Annotated in this window: 13 protein-coding genes; 3 read left to right on the forward strand and 10 right to left on the reverse strand. The window is 66.9% G+C overall.

Annotated elements, in window-relative coordinates:
- Positions 1-128: 128 nt before the first annotated feature.
- The 3 genes from ACL9RL_RS11140 to ACL9RL_RS11150 all read right to left on the reverse strand — a co-directional run bounded on the left by ACL9RL_RS11140 (position 129) and on the right by ACL9RL_RS11150 (position 2,985).
- Positions 129-986 carry a siderophore-interacting protein gene (locus tag ACL9RL_RS11140; RefSeq protein ID WP_422780322.1) on the reverse strand — a complete coding sequence of 286 codons (858 nt, stop codon included), beginning with the start codon at positions 984-986 and terminating at the stop codon, positions 129-131.
- Positions 986-1,843, reverse strand: coding sequence for a helix-turn-helix domain-containing protein (locus ACL9RL_RS11145; protein ID WP_422780323.1), 858 nt, complete (start codon positions 1,841-1,843; stop codon positions 986-988). The genes ACL9RL_RS11140 and ACL9RL_RS11145 overlap by 1 nt, the downstream gene beginning before the upstream one ends.
- A 149-nt stretch (positions 1,844-1,992) precedes the next feature.
- Positions 1,993-2,985, reverse strand: coding sequence for an ABC transporter substrate-binding protein (locus tag ACL9RL_RS11150; protein ID WP_422780324.1), 993 nt, complete (start codon positions 2,983-2,985; stop codon positions 1,993-1,995).
- A 417-nt stretch (positions 2,986-3,402) separates the two neighbouring features.
- On the opposite strand from ACL9RL_RS11150, the gene ACL9RL_RS11155 reads away from it, so the two are divergent.
- The gene (locus ACL9RL_RS11155; protein WP_422780325.1) at positions 3,403-4,356 is read left to right on the forward strand and encodes an alpha/beta fold hydrolase; all 954 of its coding nucleotides are present in this window, start codon (positions 3,403-3,405) and stop codon (positions 4,354-4,356) included.
- Between the two features lie 83 nt (positions 4,357-4,439).
- On the opposite strand, the gene ACL9RL_RS11160 is transcribed toward ACL9RL_RS11155, so the two are convergent.
- From ACL9RL_RS11160 to ACL9RL_RS11190, 7 genes are all read right to left on the reverse strand, one after another.
- Complete coding sequence (locus ACL9RL_RS11160) at positions 4,440-5,297, reverse strand: 3-hydroxyacyl-CoA dehydrogenase (RefSeq protein WP_422780326.1); 858 nt, start codon at positions 5,295-5,297, stop codon at positions 4,440-4,442.
- 80 nt (positions 5,298-5,377) lie between these two features.
- Positions 5,378-6,028, reverse strand: a complete 651-nt coding sequence (locus ACL9RL_RS11165) for a TetR/AcrR family transcriptional regulator (protein WP_422780327.1) — start codon at positions 6,026-6,028, stop codon at positions 5,378-5,380.
- An 82-nt stretch (positions 6,029-6,110) separates the two neighbouring features.
- Positions 6,111-7,142, reverse strand: a complete 1,032-nt coding sequence (locus ACL9RL_RS11170; RefSeq protein WP_422780328.1) for an SDR family oxidoreductase — start codon at positions 7,140-7,142, stop codon at positions 6,111-6,113.
- Positions 7,143-7,339: 197 nt separating this feature from the next.
- Positions 7,340-9,061: an ABC1 kinase family protein gene (locus tag ACL9RL_RS11175; protein ID WP_422780329.1), complete on the reverse strand. Its 1,722-nt coding sequence runs from the start codon at positions 9,059-9,061 to the stop codon at positions 7,340-7,342.
- Between the two features lie 5 nt (positions 9,062-9,066).
- Positions 9,067-9,624, reverse strand: a complete 558-nt coding sequence (locus tag ACL9RL_RS11180; RefSeq protein WP_422780330.1) for a PadR family transcriptional regulator — start codon at positions 9,622-9,624, stop codon at positions 9,067-9,069.
- A 197-nt stretch (positions 9,625-9,821) separates the two neighbouring features.
- Positions 9,822-10,589, reverse strand: coding sequence for an SDR family NAD(P)-dependent oxidoreductase (locus ACL9RL_RS11185; protein WP_422780331.1), 768 nt, complete (start codon positions 10,587-10,589; stop codon positions 9,822-9,824).
- Positions 10,590-10,623: 34 nt separating this feature from the next.
- Positions 10,624-11,814 carry an ROK family protein gene (locus tag ACL9RL_RS11190; RefSeq protein WP_422780332.1) on the reverse strand — a complete coding sequence of 397 codons (1,191 nt, stop codon included), beginning with the start codon at positions 11,812-11,814 and terminating at the stop codon, positions 10,624-10,626.
- Positions 11,815-11,996: 182 nt separating this feature from the next.
- Between ACL9RL_RS11190 and ACL9RL_RS11195 the strand changes: the two genes are divergently transcribed.
- Positions 11,997-12,767 carry an amino acid ABC transporter ATP-binding protein gene (locus ACL9RL_RS11195; protein WP_422780333.1) on the forward strand — a complete coding sequence of 257 codons (771 nt, stop codon included), beginning with the start codon at positions 11,997-11,999 and terminating at the stop codon, positions 12,765-12,767.
- 121 nt (positions 12,768-12,888) lie between these two features.
- On the forward strand, positions 12,889-13,845 hold the full coding sequence (locus ACL9RL_RS11200) for a glutamate ABC transporter substrate-binding protein (RefSeq protein ID WP_422780334.1): 957 nt from the start codon (positions 12,889-12,891) through the stop codon (positions 13,843-13,845).
- Positions 13,846-13,922 lie beyond the last annotated feature (77 nt).

Here is a 13,922-nt window from a genome sequence, read left to right on the forward strand (position 1 = left end):
CCGGACCCGACACCCGTCCCCCATCCCTTCCCATCCCATCCCGCCTCATCCCGCGAGGGGTCGCAAATTGTGGGTGTCAGAGCGGAACACCCGCAGATTGCGACCCCTCGGCAGATTGACGGGACGGGTCAGGACTGTTCGATGTGGCCGGAGCGACCGGCGGTCCAATAGCCGATGGCGTGATGCCGGGCGCGCGGCAGTGCGCGCACGCTGCGCAGGTGGCTGCGGATCGACCGGCTCACGGCGGCCTCGCACGCGACCCACGCATAACCGGGCGTGGCCGGCAGATCGAGCGATGCCACGGCGTCGAGCAGCCTGCTCGGCGCGAGTCCCAGCCCGCTCCCGTGCAACCAGATGTACTCGACGTCGCCGCTCGTCTCGAACGACTGCTCGTCCGCTACCGTCGGCACTTCGATGATCGCGCGTACCCGCGCGCCGTCCGGCAGTTCCTCGATGATGCGCCCGAGCCCCGGCAGTCCGGTCGCGTCCGCGACGAGCAACTGCCACTCCGCGTCGTCCGGCGCGCCGTAATAGGAACTGGAATCGCCACTCACGAACGTGCCGAGGATGTGGCCGGGTTCAGCGCGCATCGCCCACTCCGCCGCGAGGCCGCCTTCGTGCACCACGAAGTCGACCGTGAACGACCTCCCGCCGTCCCGAACCGCTCTGACCGTGTAGTGCCGCCACAGCGGCGAGTCCTCCGGGTCCGTCTCGTCAGGATGTTCGTGCTCGGCGTGCTCGTGCTCGTGCTCGGCGTGCTCGTGCTCACCGTGTTCGACCTCACCCGCCCGCCCGTAGTCGTCCCGGTTGAAGTATTCGATGCGTGCGACGGTCTCGCCGGGGAAGGGAAAAGCGAGATCGATGCGCTCATCGCCGAACCCGTCATCGAACCACCGCCAATCACCGACTGCCTCGAAGTCGATGCGGATCATGTTCGGGGTCAGCCGCTCGGCGCGGACGACGCGCGCTGGTTCGCAGAAAGCCATTACTCGGTGGCCGCCTCTCGTGTGAAGGATTGGAAATAGGTGCCGGGGGTGTGCCCGGTGGTGCGTTTGAAGAGGTCGATGAACGCACTCCGATTCGAGTACCCGAGCTTCCGCGCGACGGCGGCGATCGGCATCCCGGCCGCGATGTCGATGAGCGCCGCACGGATACGCACCAGGATGCGCCACTGGGTGAGTGTCGATCCGGTCTCACGCAGGAAGCCGCGCGAGAGCGTGCGGGTGCTGATCCGCAGCGACTCCGCCCACTCCATCGCCGTACGGTCGTCGGCTGGGTTCTCGATGATCGCCTCGGCGACGGCCCGCAGCTCCGGGTCGACAGGCAACCTGATGTTGAGCGATGCCGTCTCGACCGGCGTCAGGAGATCGACGGTGAGTGACTGCAGGCGTAGCCGCCGCTCCTCGGGCATCTCGATGTTCTTGTTGTGCAGCATCAACTCACGGATGACGCCGGTCAGGCTGATCCCGGTCACGCCGGTCCACGGCACGCGCATGCGTTCGGGATGGAAGTAGGTGATCGAGAGCAGCGATCCGCTGTCCGCGGTGACGCGGTGCACGGTGTTTGCGGGGAGCCAGATGCCGAGTCCAGGCGCGACCATCCAGAACTGCTCCCCGGTCTCGACCGTGACCGTGCCGCCCTCCGACCAGATGAGGCAGTGTTCGCGATGCGAGTGCGCCGACCATTCCTCCGGGATGTCGCTCTTGTACGTGCCCGTGGACATGATCCACGGCGCTTCGAGCAGCCACGGCACGTCCGCGGAGGCCACGGCCGGGTGCACGATGCTCCGCACGGCTCTGGTGCTCTCGCGGACCTGCTGCGCGGTCGCCACGCTGAGGATCACCCGATGGTCGTCCGCACCCGGACGCGATGCCGCACCCGCTGCCGCGCCCGTTACTGATCCCGGTGCCGGACCAGCGGCCGCTCCGGCACCCGCCGCAGCCACCCCAGCCACCCCAGCCACCCCAGCCATCGACATCGTGTCCTGGACGATCACGCCTTCGCGGCCAGCGGCTTGAGGACGACCGTCTCGACCGCATCGAGCCAGGCGAGCGCCGAGCTGTAGTCGGTCACGGTGCTGTAGACCCAGTAGACGTTGCCGGCCTTGACCGCAGGCAATTCGGAGAACAGCGGCGCATCGATGACCGACTGGATCTTCGGGTGCAGCCGGCCGTCGGCCTGAGCCGGCGCCACGATGACGTCGGCATCGCCGAGGACCGTGGTGGTGAGTTCCGCCGACACGTAGTCGAAGCCGTTGTCGTTCGACGCGGGGACACCGGGGGCGATGGTGGCCCCGAGGTCCTTGAACCACAGCGCACCGACGACGCCCCTCGGGTAGAGCACGGAGAAGCCGTCGCCGGTCTCGCCCTCGGACACGCCGGCCCATCGCTTGGTCGTGAGGACGTCGTGGTAGGTGTCGGTCAGTTCTTCAGCGCGTTGGTCGTACTGGGTCGCGAGGGTGTCGAACTCGCTCGACTTGTTGACCGCATCGGCCACGCCCTTGCCGATCGTGCGCCAGTCTCCGCGGTAGTCGGCGGAGAAGATGGCGGTCGGGGCGATGTCGGAGAGCTTCTTGTAGAGCTGGTCGTCGATCTCGAGGGCGTCGCCGACGATGAGGTCTGGTTTGGCCGCTGCGACGGATTCGAGGCTCAGGGCGAAGAAGCTGCCGACGGTGGGCAGGCCGTCGACGAAGGCTTCGGCCTCCGCGGTGAACTGGCCGGGGTACGCGCTGTAGTCCTGCACTGCGACGGGGCGGACGCCGACGGATTGCAACTGCCAGGGCGTGTCGTAGGAGACGGTGACGACGCGCTTGGGCGCGACCGGGACGTCGACGGCGCCGTAGTGGGTCTCGACCGTTCGTGTCTCCCCTGCGCCGGCATCGCCCGCTGCAGTGGTGGAGGAGCACCCGCTCAGCCCGAGGCCGAGTGCCGCCGCCCCGGCGACGAGGGCGATGGCTATGGAACGGAACGAGGAACGGGATTTCACGATGGGGACTCTCTGACGTGCGATTCGAGCGGCGCGCTCGGGTTAGGTTTGCCTATCCTCACCAAGGCTAAACCAAGTCACTCCCGTCAGGTTCGACACCCTAGTCCGGTAACCGGACACCTCCTCCGCTGCCGAGGGGTCGCAAATGGTGGGTGTTCGGCGCCAGCACCCACCATTTGCGACCCCTCGGCGGCGGAGGAGGATGGGGCCGTCAGGCGATGGGCAGCAAGTGTTGGGTAGGGTGGATGCGAACCCACGTGATTTGCGATGCGCCTTCACTGACCGGATGCGTGGGGATCGGAACGCCACGATGGTCGTGTCTACGGGCACGCCACGCGTCCCAGGACACGCCGTTGGGCATCAGCAGCTCGTCAGCCGCGAACGCGGTGATCGGCGAGCCGACACAACGGAATGAATATGAAGAAATTCTTGAAGGTAGCACTCATCACCCTCGGCTCGATCGTGGGGGTCATCGCCCTGACACTCGCCACGACGAGCATCGTCAACGCGGTCGCCAGCAACTCGGAAGCATCCGAACTGAAGACCTACGGCACGCTCGTGCCCGTCGACGGCAAGCAGATGAATGTGGTCATCCACGGCGACGACACTGGCAAGGAAACCGACACCGTCGTCCTCATCCCCGGCTTCGGCACCGCGGCTCCCGATGTGGACTTCGGCCTCCTGATCAAGGAGCTCGAACCGACGCATCGCGTCGTCGTCGTCGAACCGTTCGGCTACGGCCTGAGCGACGGCACGGACAAGCCCCGCACCTCCGCCAACATCGTGAGCGAGATCCACGAGGCGCTGCAGCAGGTGAAGGTCAACAAGTTCGTCCTGATGGGCCACTCGATCGCCGGCATCTACGGACTCGAATACGTCAACGCGTACCCGAGCGACGTCACGGCGTTCGTCGGGATCGACAGCAGCGTGCCGACGCAGCCCGGCATGGACACGAAGTTCCCGATCAGCGCCCTCCAGACGGCGAAGTCGCTCGGATTGGTGCGCGTCGCCACCGCTCTCGGCGGGGACGCCTACGCCGGCACCGACTTCACCGAGGACGCCAAGACGCAGATGAACATCCTCAGCAACCGCAACTCGCTCTCCGACACCTACGCGGATGAGATGTCACGCTTCTCGGAGAACTTCACCAACGCGCAGCGACTGTCGTTCCCGAAGGACCTGCCGGTTCTGGAGTTCATCGTCAAGGACGTCACGGTCAAGGGGTGGACCGAGCTGCACGAGGAGCAGGTCGCGAGCGTCGATCACGGCGAGCTCGTCATCCTGAAGGGCGACCACTACCTGCACCACACGCAGTCCAAGGCGATCGCGCAGTCGTTCAACGACTTCATGGCCGGTCTCCCGACGAGCTGATCCAGCCCAGCAGAAATGAGTGATGCCCGACACGGTCATGTGTCGGGCATCACTCATTTCCCGAGGGAAGCGAACCGGGGCGACTACTTGTCGTAGCGGTAGAAGCCCTCGCCGGTCGCGACGCCGAGCTTGCCCTGGTCGATGTAGTTCTCCTTCAGCCATGCGGCAAGCTGCTGCGCGTGCTCGTCGCCGTTGGTGAGGATGTTGTACGGCGTTGTCAGGCCGATGATGTCGTAGAACTGGAACGGCCCCATGGGGGCTCCCGTCGCGATGCGCCACACCTTGTCGACGTCGTGCGGGTCGGAGTATCCGCCTGCTGCGAGTTCGAGGCCGGCGTTCAGGAACGGGACGAGGAGCGAGTTGAGGACGTATCCTGCCTTCTCCTTGTGGATCGGGATCGGGACCATGCCGATCTCGCCGGCGAACTCGACGACCTCGTCGAAGACCTCCGGGGCAGTGTCTGCAGTTCCCATGACCTCACCGGTGTTGAACTTCCACACGCGGTTGGCGAAGTGCAGCGCGAGGAACTTCTCCGGACGACCGGTGAAGTCCTTCATGTCGCTCGGGAGGAGCGTCGAGGAGTTGGTGGCGAAGATCGTCTTCGCGGGTGCGAGCTTGTCGAGCGCCTCATAGGTGGTGCGCTTGAGGTCGAGGACTTCGGGGATCGCCTCGATGACGAGGTCGGCGTCCGCGACGGCTGCGGCCAGGTCGGAGGAGAAGGTGACGCGGGTGAGCGCCTCGTCCGCCTTGCCGCCGGCCGCACCATCCACCTCGGACGTGTACGTCTCTGCGAGTCCTGCGAACCGCTTCTTGGCGCCTTCGATCACCTCGTCGTTGATGTCGTACGCCGTGACCTGGAAGCCGCTGTACGCGGTCTGATAGGCGATCTGGGATCCCAGGACGCCGGTGCCGAGGACGGTCACGTTGGTGATGCTGCTCATCGTGCTCTCTCTTTCATATCGGGTTGTGCCTGATGGCCGGCGCCGCCGGATTGTGTCCGATGGCGCCTGTCGGGTGGGGTTCAGGGTGCGGCTGGTGACGCGAGCGTCGCGAGGTAGCCGCTGACGATCTGGCCGATCTGGACGCGGAGGTCGTCGATCGCGTCGGTGTCGGCGATGGCCCCCATCGAGGACCGGACGACGGCGAGGTGCACGATCGCGAAGATGCCGCTGCTCGCGAGGGCCGCGGCATGCTCATCGGCCTGCGGGCGCCGCGCACGCGCCTCCTGGAGCAGTCGTGAGGCGATGCGCGCTTCGAGTTCCGCAACGATCGCGAGGCCCTCTGCACGGAACTGTTCGGTGTCGGGTCCGAAGATCAGTTCACGTTGGAAGACCTGGCTGTTCTCGGGATTCACACCGACGCGAGCGATGATCGGCAGCACCAGCTGCACGATGGCCTCCACGACGTCGCCCTCCCTGCCGGCGCGCTCCTCGCCGATGCGCAGCGCATCGCGGAACTCGTCGTTGTAGACCATCAGCAGCAGCTCCCCCTTGGAGGACGCGTACCGGAAGAGCGTGCCGGCGGCGACGTCAGCCCGTTCGGACACCTGTTGCGTCGACACGGCGGCGAACCCGCGCTCTGCGAAGAGCTCTGCGGCGGCATTGAAGATCCGTTCGCGCTTGTCGCGCATGTTGCGATCGCGGCGCCCGACGGCGCCTGTCGATCCACTCATGATCCGCACTCCTTACTGAGTTTGCTCATTTATGAGTCTACTCAGTTTTGTGCAGAAGTCCAGCTGCCAGGCGGGCTGCTGTTCAGCCCACGAGACCCTTGCGCACGATGCTCTCGCCCGCAGCCTCGATCGCCTCGACGGAGGGACGCGGCTCCCAACCGAGCACCCGACGCGCCCTCTCCGCGGAGATCCGCTTCCGGTAGCCGAGGTCGGGCACGAGGGGACGGAACGCCGGGTTGAACACCGATGCCGCCCGGACCACCAGGCTCGGGATGGAGCGGGTCGGCACGTGAGCGGCGGCGGCGCCGAGTCGGGCCCGCAGCACGGAGCCGATCTCGCGCATCGCCGTCACCGGACCGCTCGCGAGCAGGAACCGTTGACCTGCGGCGTCCGGCGTCGTCATCGCGAGGATGTGCGCCCGGGCCACGTCGCGGACGTCCACGATGGGGATCCACACGTCGGGGAAGGCCGGCATCCCGCCGGAGAGCATCCGTTGGATGATGTGGTTCGACCCGGAGATCTCATGCCCCATCACCGGTCCCATCACGGCTACGGGCAGCATCGTCACCAGTTCCATCTCGCCACCCTCCTCCGCGATGAAATCCCACGCGGCCCGCTCCGCGAGCACCTTGCTCCGACCGTAGGCATCCATGCCGGGGCCGTCGAGCACCGACCAGTCATCCTCGGTGAACACATGGTCGGTGTGCGGATGCCCGAAGCCGACGGCATGGAAGGCGGAGGTGAGGACAACACGACGCACACCGGCATCCCGCGCGGCACGCAACACACGGATCGTGCCCTCGCGCGCCGGCCGGATGACGTCGTCCTCGTTCTCGACGGCGCCGATGTGCACCGGTGACGCGACGTGCAGCACAGCATCGCAGTCCGCGACGGCGTCCGCCCAGCCCGCATCACTCGTGAGGTCGGCGGCCACGAAGCTGAGCGCATCGCCGTGCGTCATCCCGGCGTCTTCGAGGACCGCGCGCACGGATGACTCACGCGTGAGCGACCGGACCGTGGTCCGCACCCGGTACCCCTGATCGAGGAGTTGCAGGATGATGTGCCCGGCGATGAAGCCGGATCCGCCGGTGACGAGGACGCGTTGCTGAGGCATGGTCGATGATTCCTTCGAGTTGCGATGCGGCCGTTCAGGCCTGCGCCAACTCTGCGCTCATCGAGGTGTCACAACCAGTGCCTTCGTAGTCCCAGGGAACCAGCGGCACAGGATCGATCCAACGTCCGAGCACAACGTGTCGGTCGCCAGGCGGCGGCCCGACAGCGGCGCGCCACCTGGACAGACCAACCCGCGTCCTACTCCCGCCGACCCCCGAAGAGCGCGTGGAGCAACGGCAGCACGGACACGATCATCAGGATCGTGCCGAACACGGGATCGTTCGTATGCAGCACGGCTCCGGCGATGAGCAACGACCCGAACAGGATCGCCGACACGAGCCGAAGCGCCGTCCGCTCCAACCGGGCGACCCGACGCTCCAACCGCGGACTCGTGACCGCGAGGGTCCCCTCCTCGAGCTTCGTGATGACCGTATCGAGCCGCTTCGGCAGCCGCACGGCGATCCCTGCGATCTCGAGCGCCTGCTTCGCGACGTCCTGGACGACATTGCCGCCCTCATCGCGCAGCAGCTGCGTCGCATAGGGCTCAACCGAGTCCCACAGGTTGAACCCCGGATCGAGTGCGCTGCACACCCCAGATGTGAGCGACATCGCCCGGATGATGAGCAGGAAATTCTCCGGCAACTGGAACGGCAACGACCGCACCACATGCCCGAACTGCGCGCCGAACTCGCGGAACTCTCGCGGATCGACCTCCCGCAGCTCCGCGAACCCCATCCCGCCGAACCGCGCGAAGAGCTGCGTCATCGCCCGTTCGAGATCGGTCGTCTCGGCCGATGGTAGGAGGACGCCGACGTCGCGGATCGCGTCGACCAGCCCCTTCCCGTCGCGCGATGCCGCAGCGATCAGCAGCTTCCGCAACCCGCTGCGGGTGTTCGCCGGGACCTCGCCCATCATCCCGAAGTCGATGAACGTGAGCTTCCACGGCCGCGGACCCTCGCCGCCGGCCGGAGCCGGCCCGACCGGCGTCACGAAGATGTTGCCCGGGTGCGGATCGGCGTGGAAGAACCCGTTGATGAACAGCTGGTCGAACATGACCGCCGCGAACACCGGGGCGACCGCGGCCGGATCGATGCCGGCCGCTCGCAGTGCGTCCGCGTCGGTGATCTTGATGGCCGTGACGTCTTCGAGCGTCAGCACCCGCCTGGTGGTCCTCTCCCACACGACAGCCGGCACCGCCACCCGATCGTCACCGGCGAAGTCCTCAGCGAACCGCTCGGAACTCGTCGCCTCGTGCAGATAGTCGATCTCTTCGAGGCTCGTCGCGGCGAACTCCTCGACGAGCGCAGGCATGTCCACACGATCGGAGACGATGCGCACCCGGCTGAGCCAGCGCCCCACCTTTCGGAGCGCGGCCAGGTCGACATCCACGATCGCGTCGATACCCGGCCGTTGCACCTTGAGGATGACGCCGCCGAGCCCGGTGTCGGCCGCATCGAGTTCACCCAAACGCGCTCGGTGCGCCTGCCCGAGCGACGCGGCGGCGACCGGCGTCTCATCGATCCATGCGAACGCGCGCTCCAGCGGCACCCCGAGTTCGGCCTCCGCAAGCGCACGAATCTGCGCGAACGGCACCGCAGGAACCTCGTCCTGCAGCCCTTCGAGCTCCGACGTGATCTCCGGCGGCAGCACGTCGAGCCGCGACGACATGAACTGGCCGACCTTGATCATCAGTCCACCGAGATCGACCGCGAGCACATGGAAGCGCTGCGCGAACCGCGTCATCCGCTTCGTGCGCGTACGCTCCGCGACGCTCGTCAGGCCGATGCGCGGCAGAAAGAGCTCGTACCACCAGGTGACGGCCAGATTCCAGCCGGCGAACCGCAGGATGCGGCGATATCTGGCGCGGGTGTCTCCAGCGCCGGGACCGGAGTCTCCCCGATCCCGACGATCCGACGGCACTCTGCTCAGTCCTGGGCGAGGATCGAGTAGAGCCGCTTGCGTGCTTCATCGAGCACGGTCACGGCCTGCTGGATCTGCTCCGGCGTGCCGGTGCGACCGACCTGCGACGCCGCCTGCGCGAGGTCGACTCCAGCCTTCGGCAATGCGCCGAACCCGGACCGCGAGCCATCGGCGGAACCCGCCCCGGCGGTCTCCCACGGAGCAGACGCATCCGATCCCGCGACCTCGTCGCGACCGGCCTCCGTCAAGACGTAGGTCTTGCGACCGTTGGACTCCTCCGCGCTGATCAGGCCCTCATCGGCGAGGAGTTGAAGCGTCGGATAGACCGAACCAGCGCTGGGCTTCCAGCTGCCGCCGCTGCGATCCTCGATCTCACGGATGATCTGGTAGCCGTGCATGGGCTGCTCGGCTAGCAACGAGAGCACCGCCGCGCGGACGTCGCCGCGACCGACGCGCGTCCCGGCACGCTTCTCGAACGTGGAGCGCAACTGCTCCATGACCTGCCACATGCCGTCGGTGTGCGTGCCGGCGCCGAACCCGCCTGCGGGGAATGAACCACCCATAACAACCTCCTGGAGAGAATCGTGAACGATACTCAACGATATATCGGTACTGGCGCGAGCGACAGGGATGTGCGGCACACGTTCGGCGAGCTCACAGACGGGGTGTCGGCAGTGCGGTGGACGGGCACTTCGACAGGCTCAGTGACCGGGGCTCCACGGTCGGTGGGCGGGCACTTCGACAGGCTCAGTGACCGGGGTTAGAAGAGGGTGAAGCCGCCGTCGACGGTGACGATGGAACCCGTCATAAAGCTCGACGCCTCGCTCGCGAGGAAGATTGCGACCGGACCGAGCTCGTGCGGCTCACCCCAGCGCTTCATCGCGGCCGGGTCGACGCACCATTCCTTGTATTCGGGCTGATCGACCGGCGACATCTCTGTCAGGAAGTAGCCCGGCGCCATCGCGTTGACCCGGATCCCGAGCGGCGCCCACTCTGCAGCCAACCCCTTCGTCAGCTGGTGCACGGCCGCCTTCGACGTCAGATACGAGATCTGCCAGCGCGGCTGATTCACGATCTGCGCCGACATCGACCCGATGTTCACGATCGTCCCGCCGCCACGCTTCGCCATCCGGCGGGCGACGGCACGCGAGCAGTACCAGACGCCGTCGACATTGGTGGACATGACCTCGTGCCAGGAACTGTCCGGCGTCTCGAACGCCTTCCCGCCGATCCCGATGCCCGCGTTGTTCACGAGCACGTCGATCTCACCGAACCGCTCACTCACCTCCGCGACCGCACGCTCGACGTCATCGACGTCGGACACCTCCAACTGCACACCGTAGGACCGGATGCCGAGCGCGGACAGTTCCGCCGCAGCGGCCTGCGCAGCCTCGAGCGTCCGGGCGGTGACGGCGACCGATGCGCCGGCCTCACCGAATGCTTGCGCCATCGCACGGCCCAAACCGCGACTGCCACCGGTCAGGAGGACGGTCTTGCCCTCGAGCGAGAATTTCTGCAAAGCGTTCATGATGCCTTCCTGGCTGACGAACGGGAATCGGACCTCACGACAGAGTCCGGACGCCCTCGGTGGAGAACACCTGGTCGAGGAACATCCGGGCCGCGCCGCGCAGCCCGCCGGTGCCCTGGTGCCGCGTGACGTCGACCGTCAGCTGCTCCGTCGCCATCGGCAGACAGTCGGCGAAGAGCGTCGACCGGACACCGGCCACGAACACGGCGGAATCGGCGAGTACTCCCCCGAGCACCAGCCGATCCGGGTTGAAGAAGTTGACGATCGTCGCGAGCACCCCGCCGGTCATCACCCCGGCGTTCCGCAGCAGCCGCGTCGCGAGCGGGTGCGAGTCCCTCGCGAGCGCGATCATCGCCTCGACCGACGGCACATCGAACCCGGCCAGCTGCATCTCGCGTACGAGCGCGTTGCCGGAGGCCATCGCATCGAGGCAGCCCATCCGCCCGCACGAGCACGGCACATCACCGGCCCCCGGGACGGCGACGTGACTGATGTCACCGGCCCAGCCGTTGCTGCCGGTGTACAGCTGCCCGCCCGAGATGATGCCGCAGCCGATGCCCGACCCCACCTTGACGTACACCTGGTTCGCGTATGCGGCGTCCGCCGCGTTGAGCAGTTCCCCGGCCGCCATCAGGTTGGCGTCGTTGTTGACGATCACGGGGACCTGGATGTCGCGCTGCACGATCTCGGCGACGGAGACGCCGTTCCAGCCCGGCATCCTGGACGGCGCGATGACTCTCGACGACGTCGAGGAGACCGGCCCTGGGACCCCGATGGAGACGCCGCGCAACCGCGTGTGCTCGGGAACGTCGGCGTGCTCGACCATGTCGACGAGCTCACGGACGACGAAGGACAGCACCTCCCGGGGACCGGCAGCGATGTCGAGGGCGGTGTGACGCTCGGCGAGGAGCGTTCCGGCGAAGTCGACGAGCCCGAACGATGCGCGGTCGACGCCGAGGTCGACACAGCCGACGAGGCCGGCGTCGCCGCGGATCGTCAGGCGTCTGGGGCGACGGCCGCCGCGCGACTCCCCCTCGCCGGTCTCCACGACGTGCCCCTGCATGATGAGGTCTTCCACACGCGATGCGACGGTGGACGGCGACAATCCCGTCACCTTCGCGAGCGCGGCGCGACTGGTGGCACGGCCAGATCGCAACGGGCCGAGGATCTCCACATTCTGCGGCGCGTGATGCGGCGGGGTGCGGAACGTCTCGCTCGAAGTCATCGGTCTCTTCCGGTCGGAACGGGCGCGGATCCTTCCGCAGTTGCTCCAGTATTGCACAAAGTTAGTCGAAATATCCCTGTAACAATGACTTGTTAGGTTGAATCCGTCATCAGGGATGCGGGGATCCGACCGAGGATGGCAATGCGGCCCCGACAGCCGCATTTCACGAGAAAGCGGCAACGATGGTTCAGACACCCAGCGCTCCCAGCGGAACGGCGACCGACATGGTCGTGATGGCCGACGTGCAGAAGCACTACGGCGACCACCACGTCCTGAAGGACGTCACCCTGTCGATCGCGCCGAAGGAGGTCGTGGTCGTCGTCGGCCCGTCCGGCTCCGGCAAGTCGACCCTGTGCCGCTGCATCAACCGGCTCGAAACCATCACGAGTGGTGAGATCCGCATCGACGGCGTCGCGCTCCCAGAAGAGGGCAAGGCGCTCGCAAAGCTCCGCAGCGAGGTGGGGATGGTCTTCCAGTCCTTCAACCTCTTCGCGCACCGCACGATCCTCGACAACGTGACGCTCGCCCCCATCACGGTGCGCCGCGAATCGAAGAAGGAAGCGGAGCACCACGGCCTCGAACTCCTCGACCGCGTCGGCATCGCCGACAAGGCCGACAGCTTCCCGGCCCAGCTCTCCGGCGGACAGCAGCAGCGCGCCGCCATCGCCCGCGCGCTCGCCATGCGTCCGAAGGTCATGCTCTTCGACGAACCGACGTCGGCCCTCGACCCCGAAATGGTCACCGAGGTGCTCGACGTGATGGTGTCCCTCGCAAAAGAGGGCATGACGATGGTCGTCGTCACGCACGAGATGGGCTTCGCCCGTCGCGCAGCCGACCGCGTCGTCTTTATGGACGACGGCCGGATCGTCGAGCAGAACACCCCGGCGGCGTTCTTCGACCACCCGGAGAGCGAGCGCGCACAGGCGTTCCTCTCCAAGATCCTGACCCACTGATCCGCTGATCCACCCACCCGATCCAGCACCGATCCATACCCGGCATCACCGCTGCATCCAGCATCACCGTCCCACCCAGCACCGCAACACACGCATTTTCAGAGAAGAGAAAGGCACTCCTTTGCGCAGCTCCACCTCCCCCATCCGCCGGGCGCTCCCGGTCGTCGCCGTCGCCCTCACCGCGATGCTCGGCCTCGCAGCGTGCTCCGGTGGCGACGCAGCCGTCCCCGGCGCGGACCCCAGCGCTTCGGCATCGACCTCGAAGCTCGCCGACGTCTACAAGAACGCGGTCGTCGCAGACGCCGCAGCGCTCCTGCCCGACTCGACGATGGCCAAGATCAAGGCCCGCGGCAAGCTCATCGTCGGCGAAGCCCTCGACGCACCGCTGCTGTCGCAGCAGGACCCGTCGAACCCCGACGACGTCGAAGGCTTCGACGCCGACCTCGCCAAGCTCCTCGCCATCTACATCATCGGCAAGCCGAGCGTCGAGATCATCCCGCCGGCATCGGAAACCCGTGAAGCGCTCCTGCAGATCGGCACCGTCGACGTGGTCTTCAACACCTACACGATCACGGAGGAGCGCGCCAAGCAGGTCTCCTTCGCCGGCCCGTACCTCGAGTCCGGTCTCGCCGTCGCCGTCAAGGCCGACAACAAGGAAATCAAGGGCATCGACGACCTCGGCGGCAAGACCGTCATCGTCGGCGCGAACACCCCGGCAGTGACCGCGGTCCCCGAGAAGCAGCCGACGGCGACGATCGTGTCCTTCGCGACCGATCCGCAGGCCATGCAGGCTTTGAAGCAGGGCCGAGGCGACGCCTACGTGCAGGACTTCACGCTCCTCGCCTCGAACGCAGCGTCCGACCCGGCCATCAAGGTCGTCGGCCAGCCCTTCACGACCGAGGCCTACGGCATCGGCCTGAAGCACGACGACACGCAGTTCAAGTCGTTCATCAACGACTGGCTGCTGAAGATCCAGGCCGACGGCACGTGGGCAAAGGTCTGGGACGCGACGCTCGGCGCAGCCGTCGAGTCGAAGACGCCTGACGCACCGAAGATCGGTTCGGTCCCCGGCTCCTAGCCACACCGGCCGGTCGCCGGGCCCAACCGCCCGGCGACCGGCATCCTCCCGTGCTGCACACTGCACGCAGAACACCG

This window comes from Plantibacter sp. Mn2098 (assembly GCF_049319745.1).
In the GTDB taxonomy this organism is placed as follows: domain Bacteria; phylum Actinomycetota; class Actinomycetes; order Actinomycetales; family Microbacteriaceae; genus Plantibacter.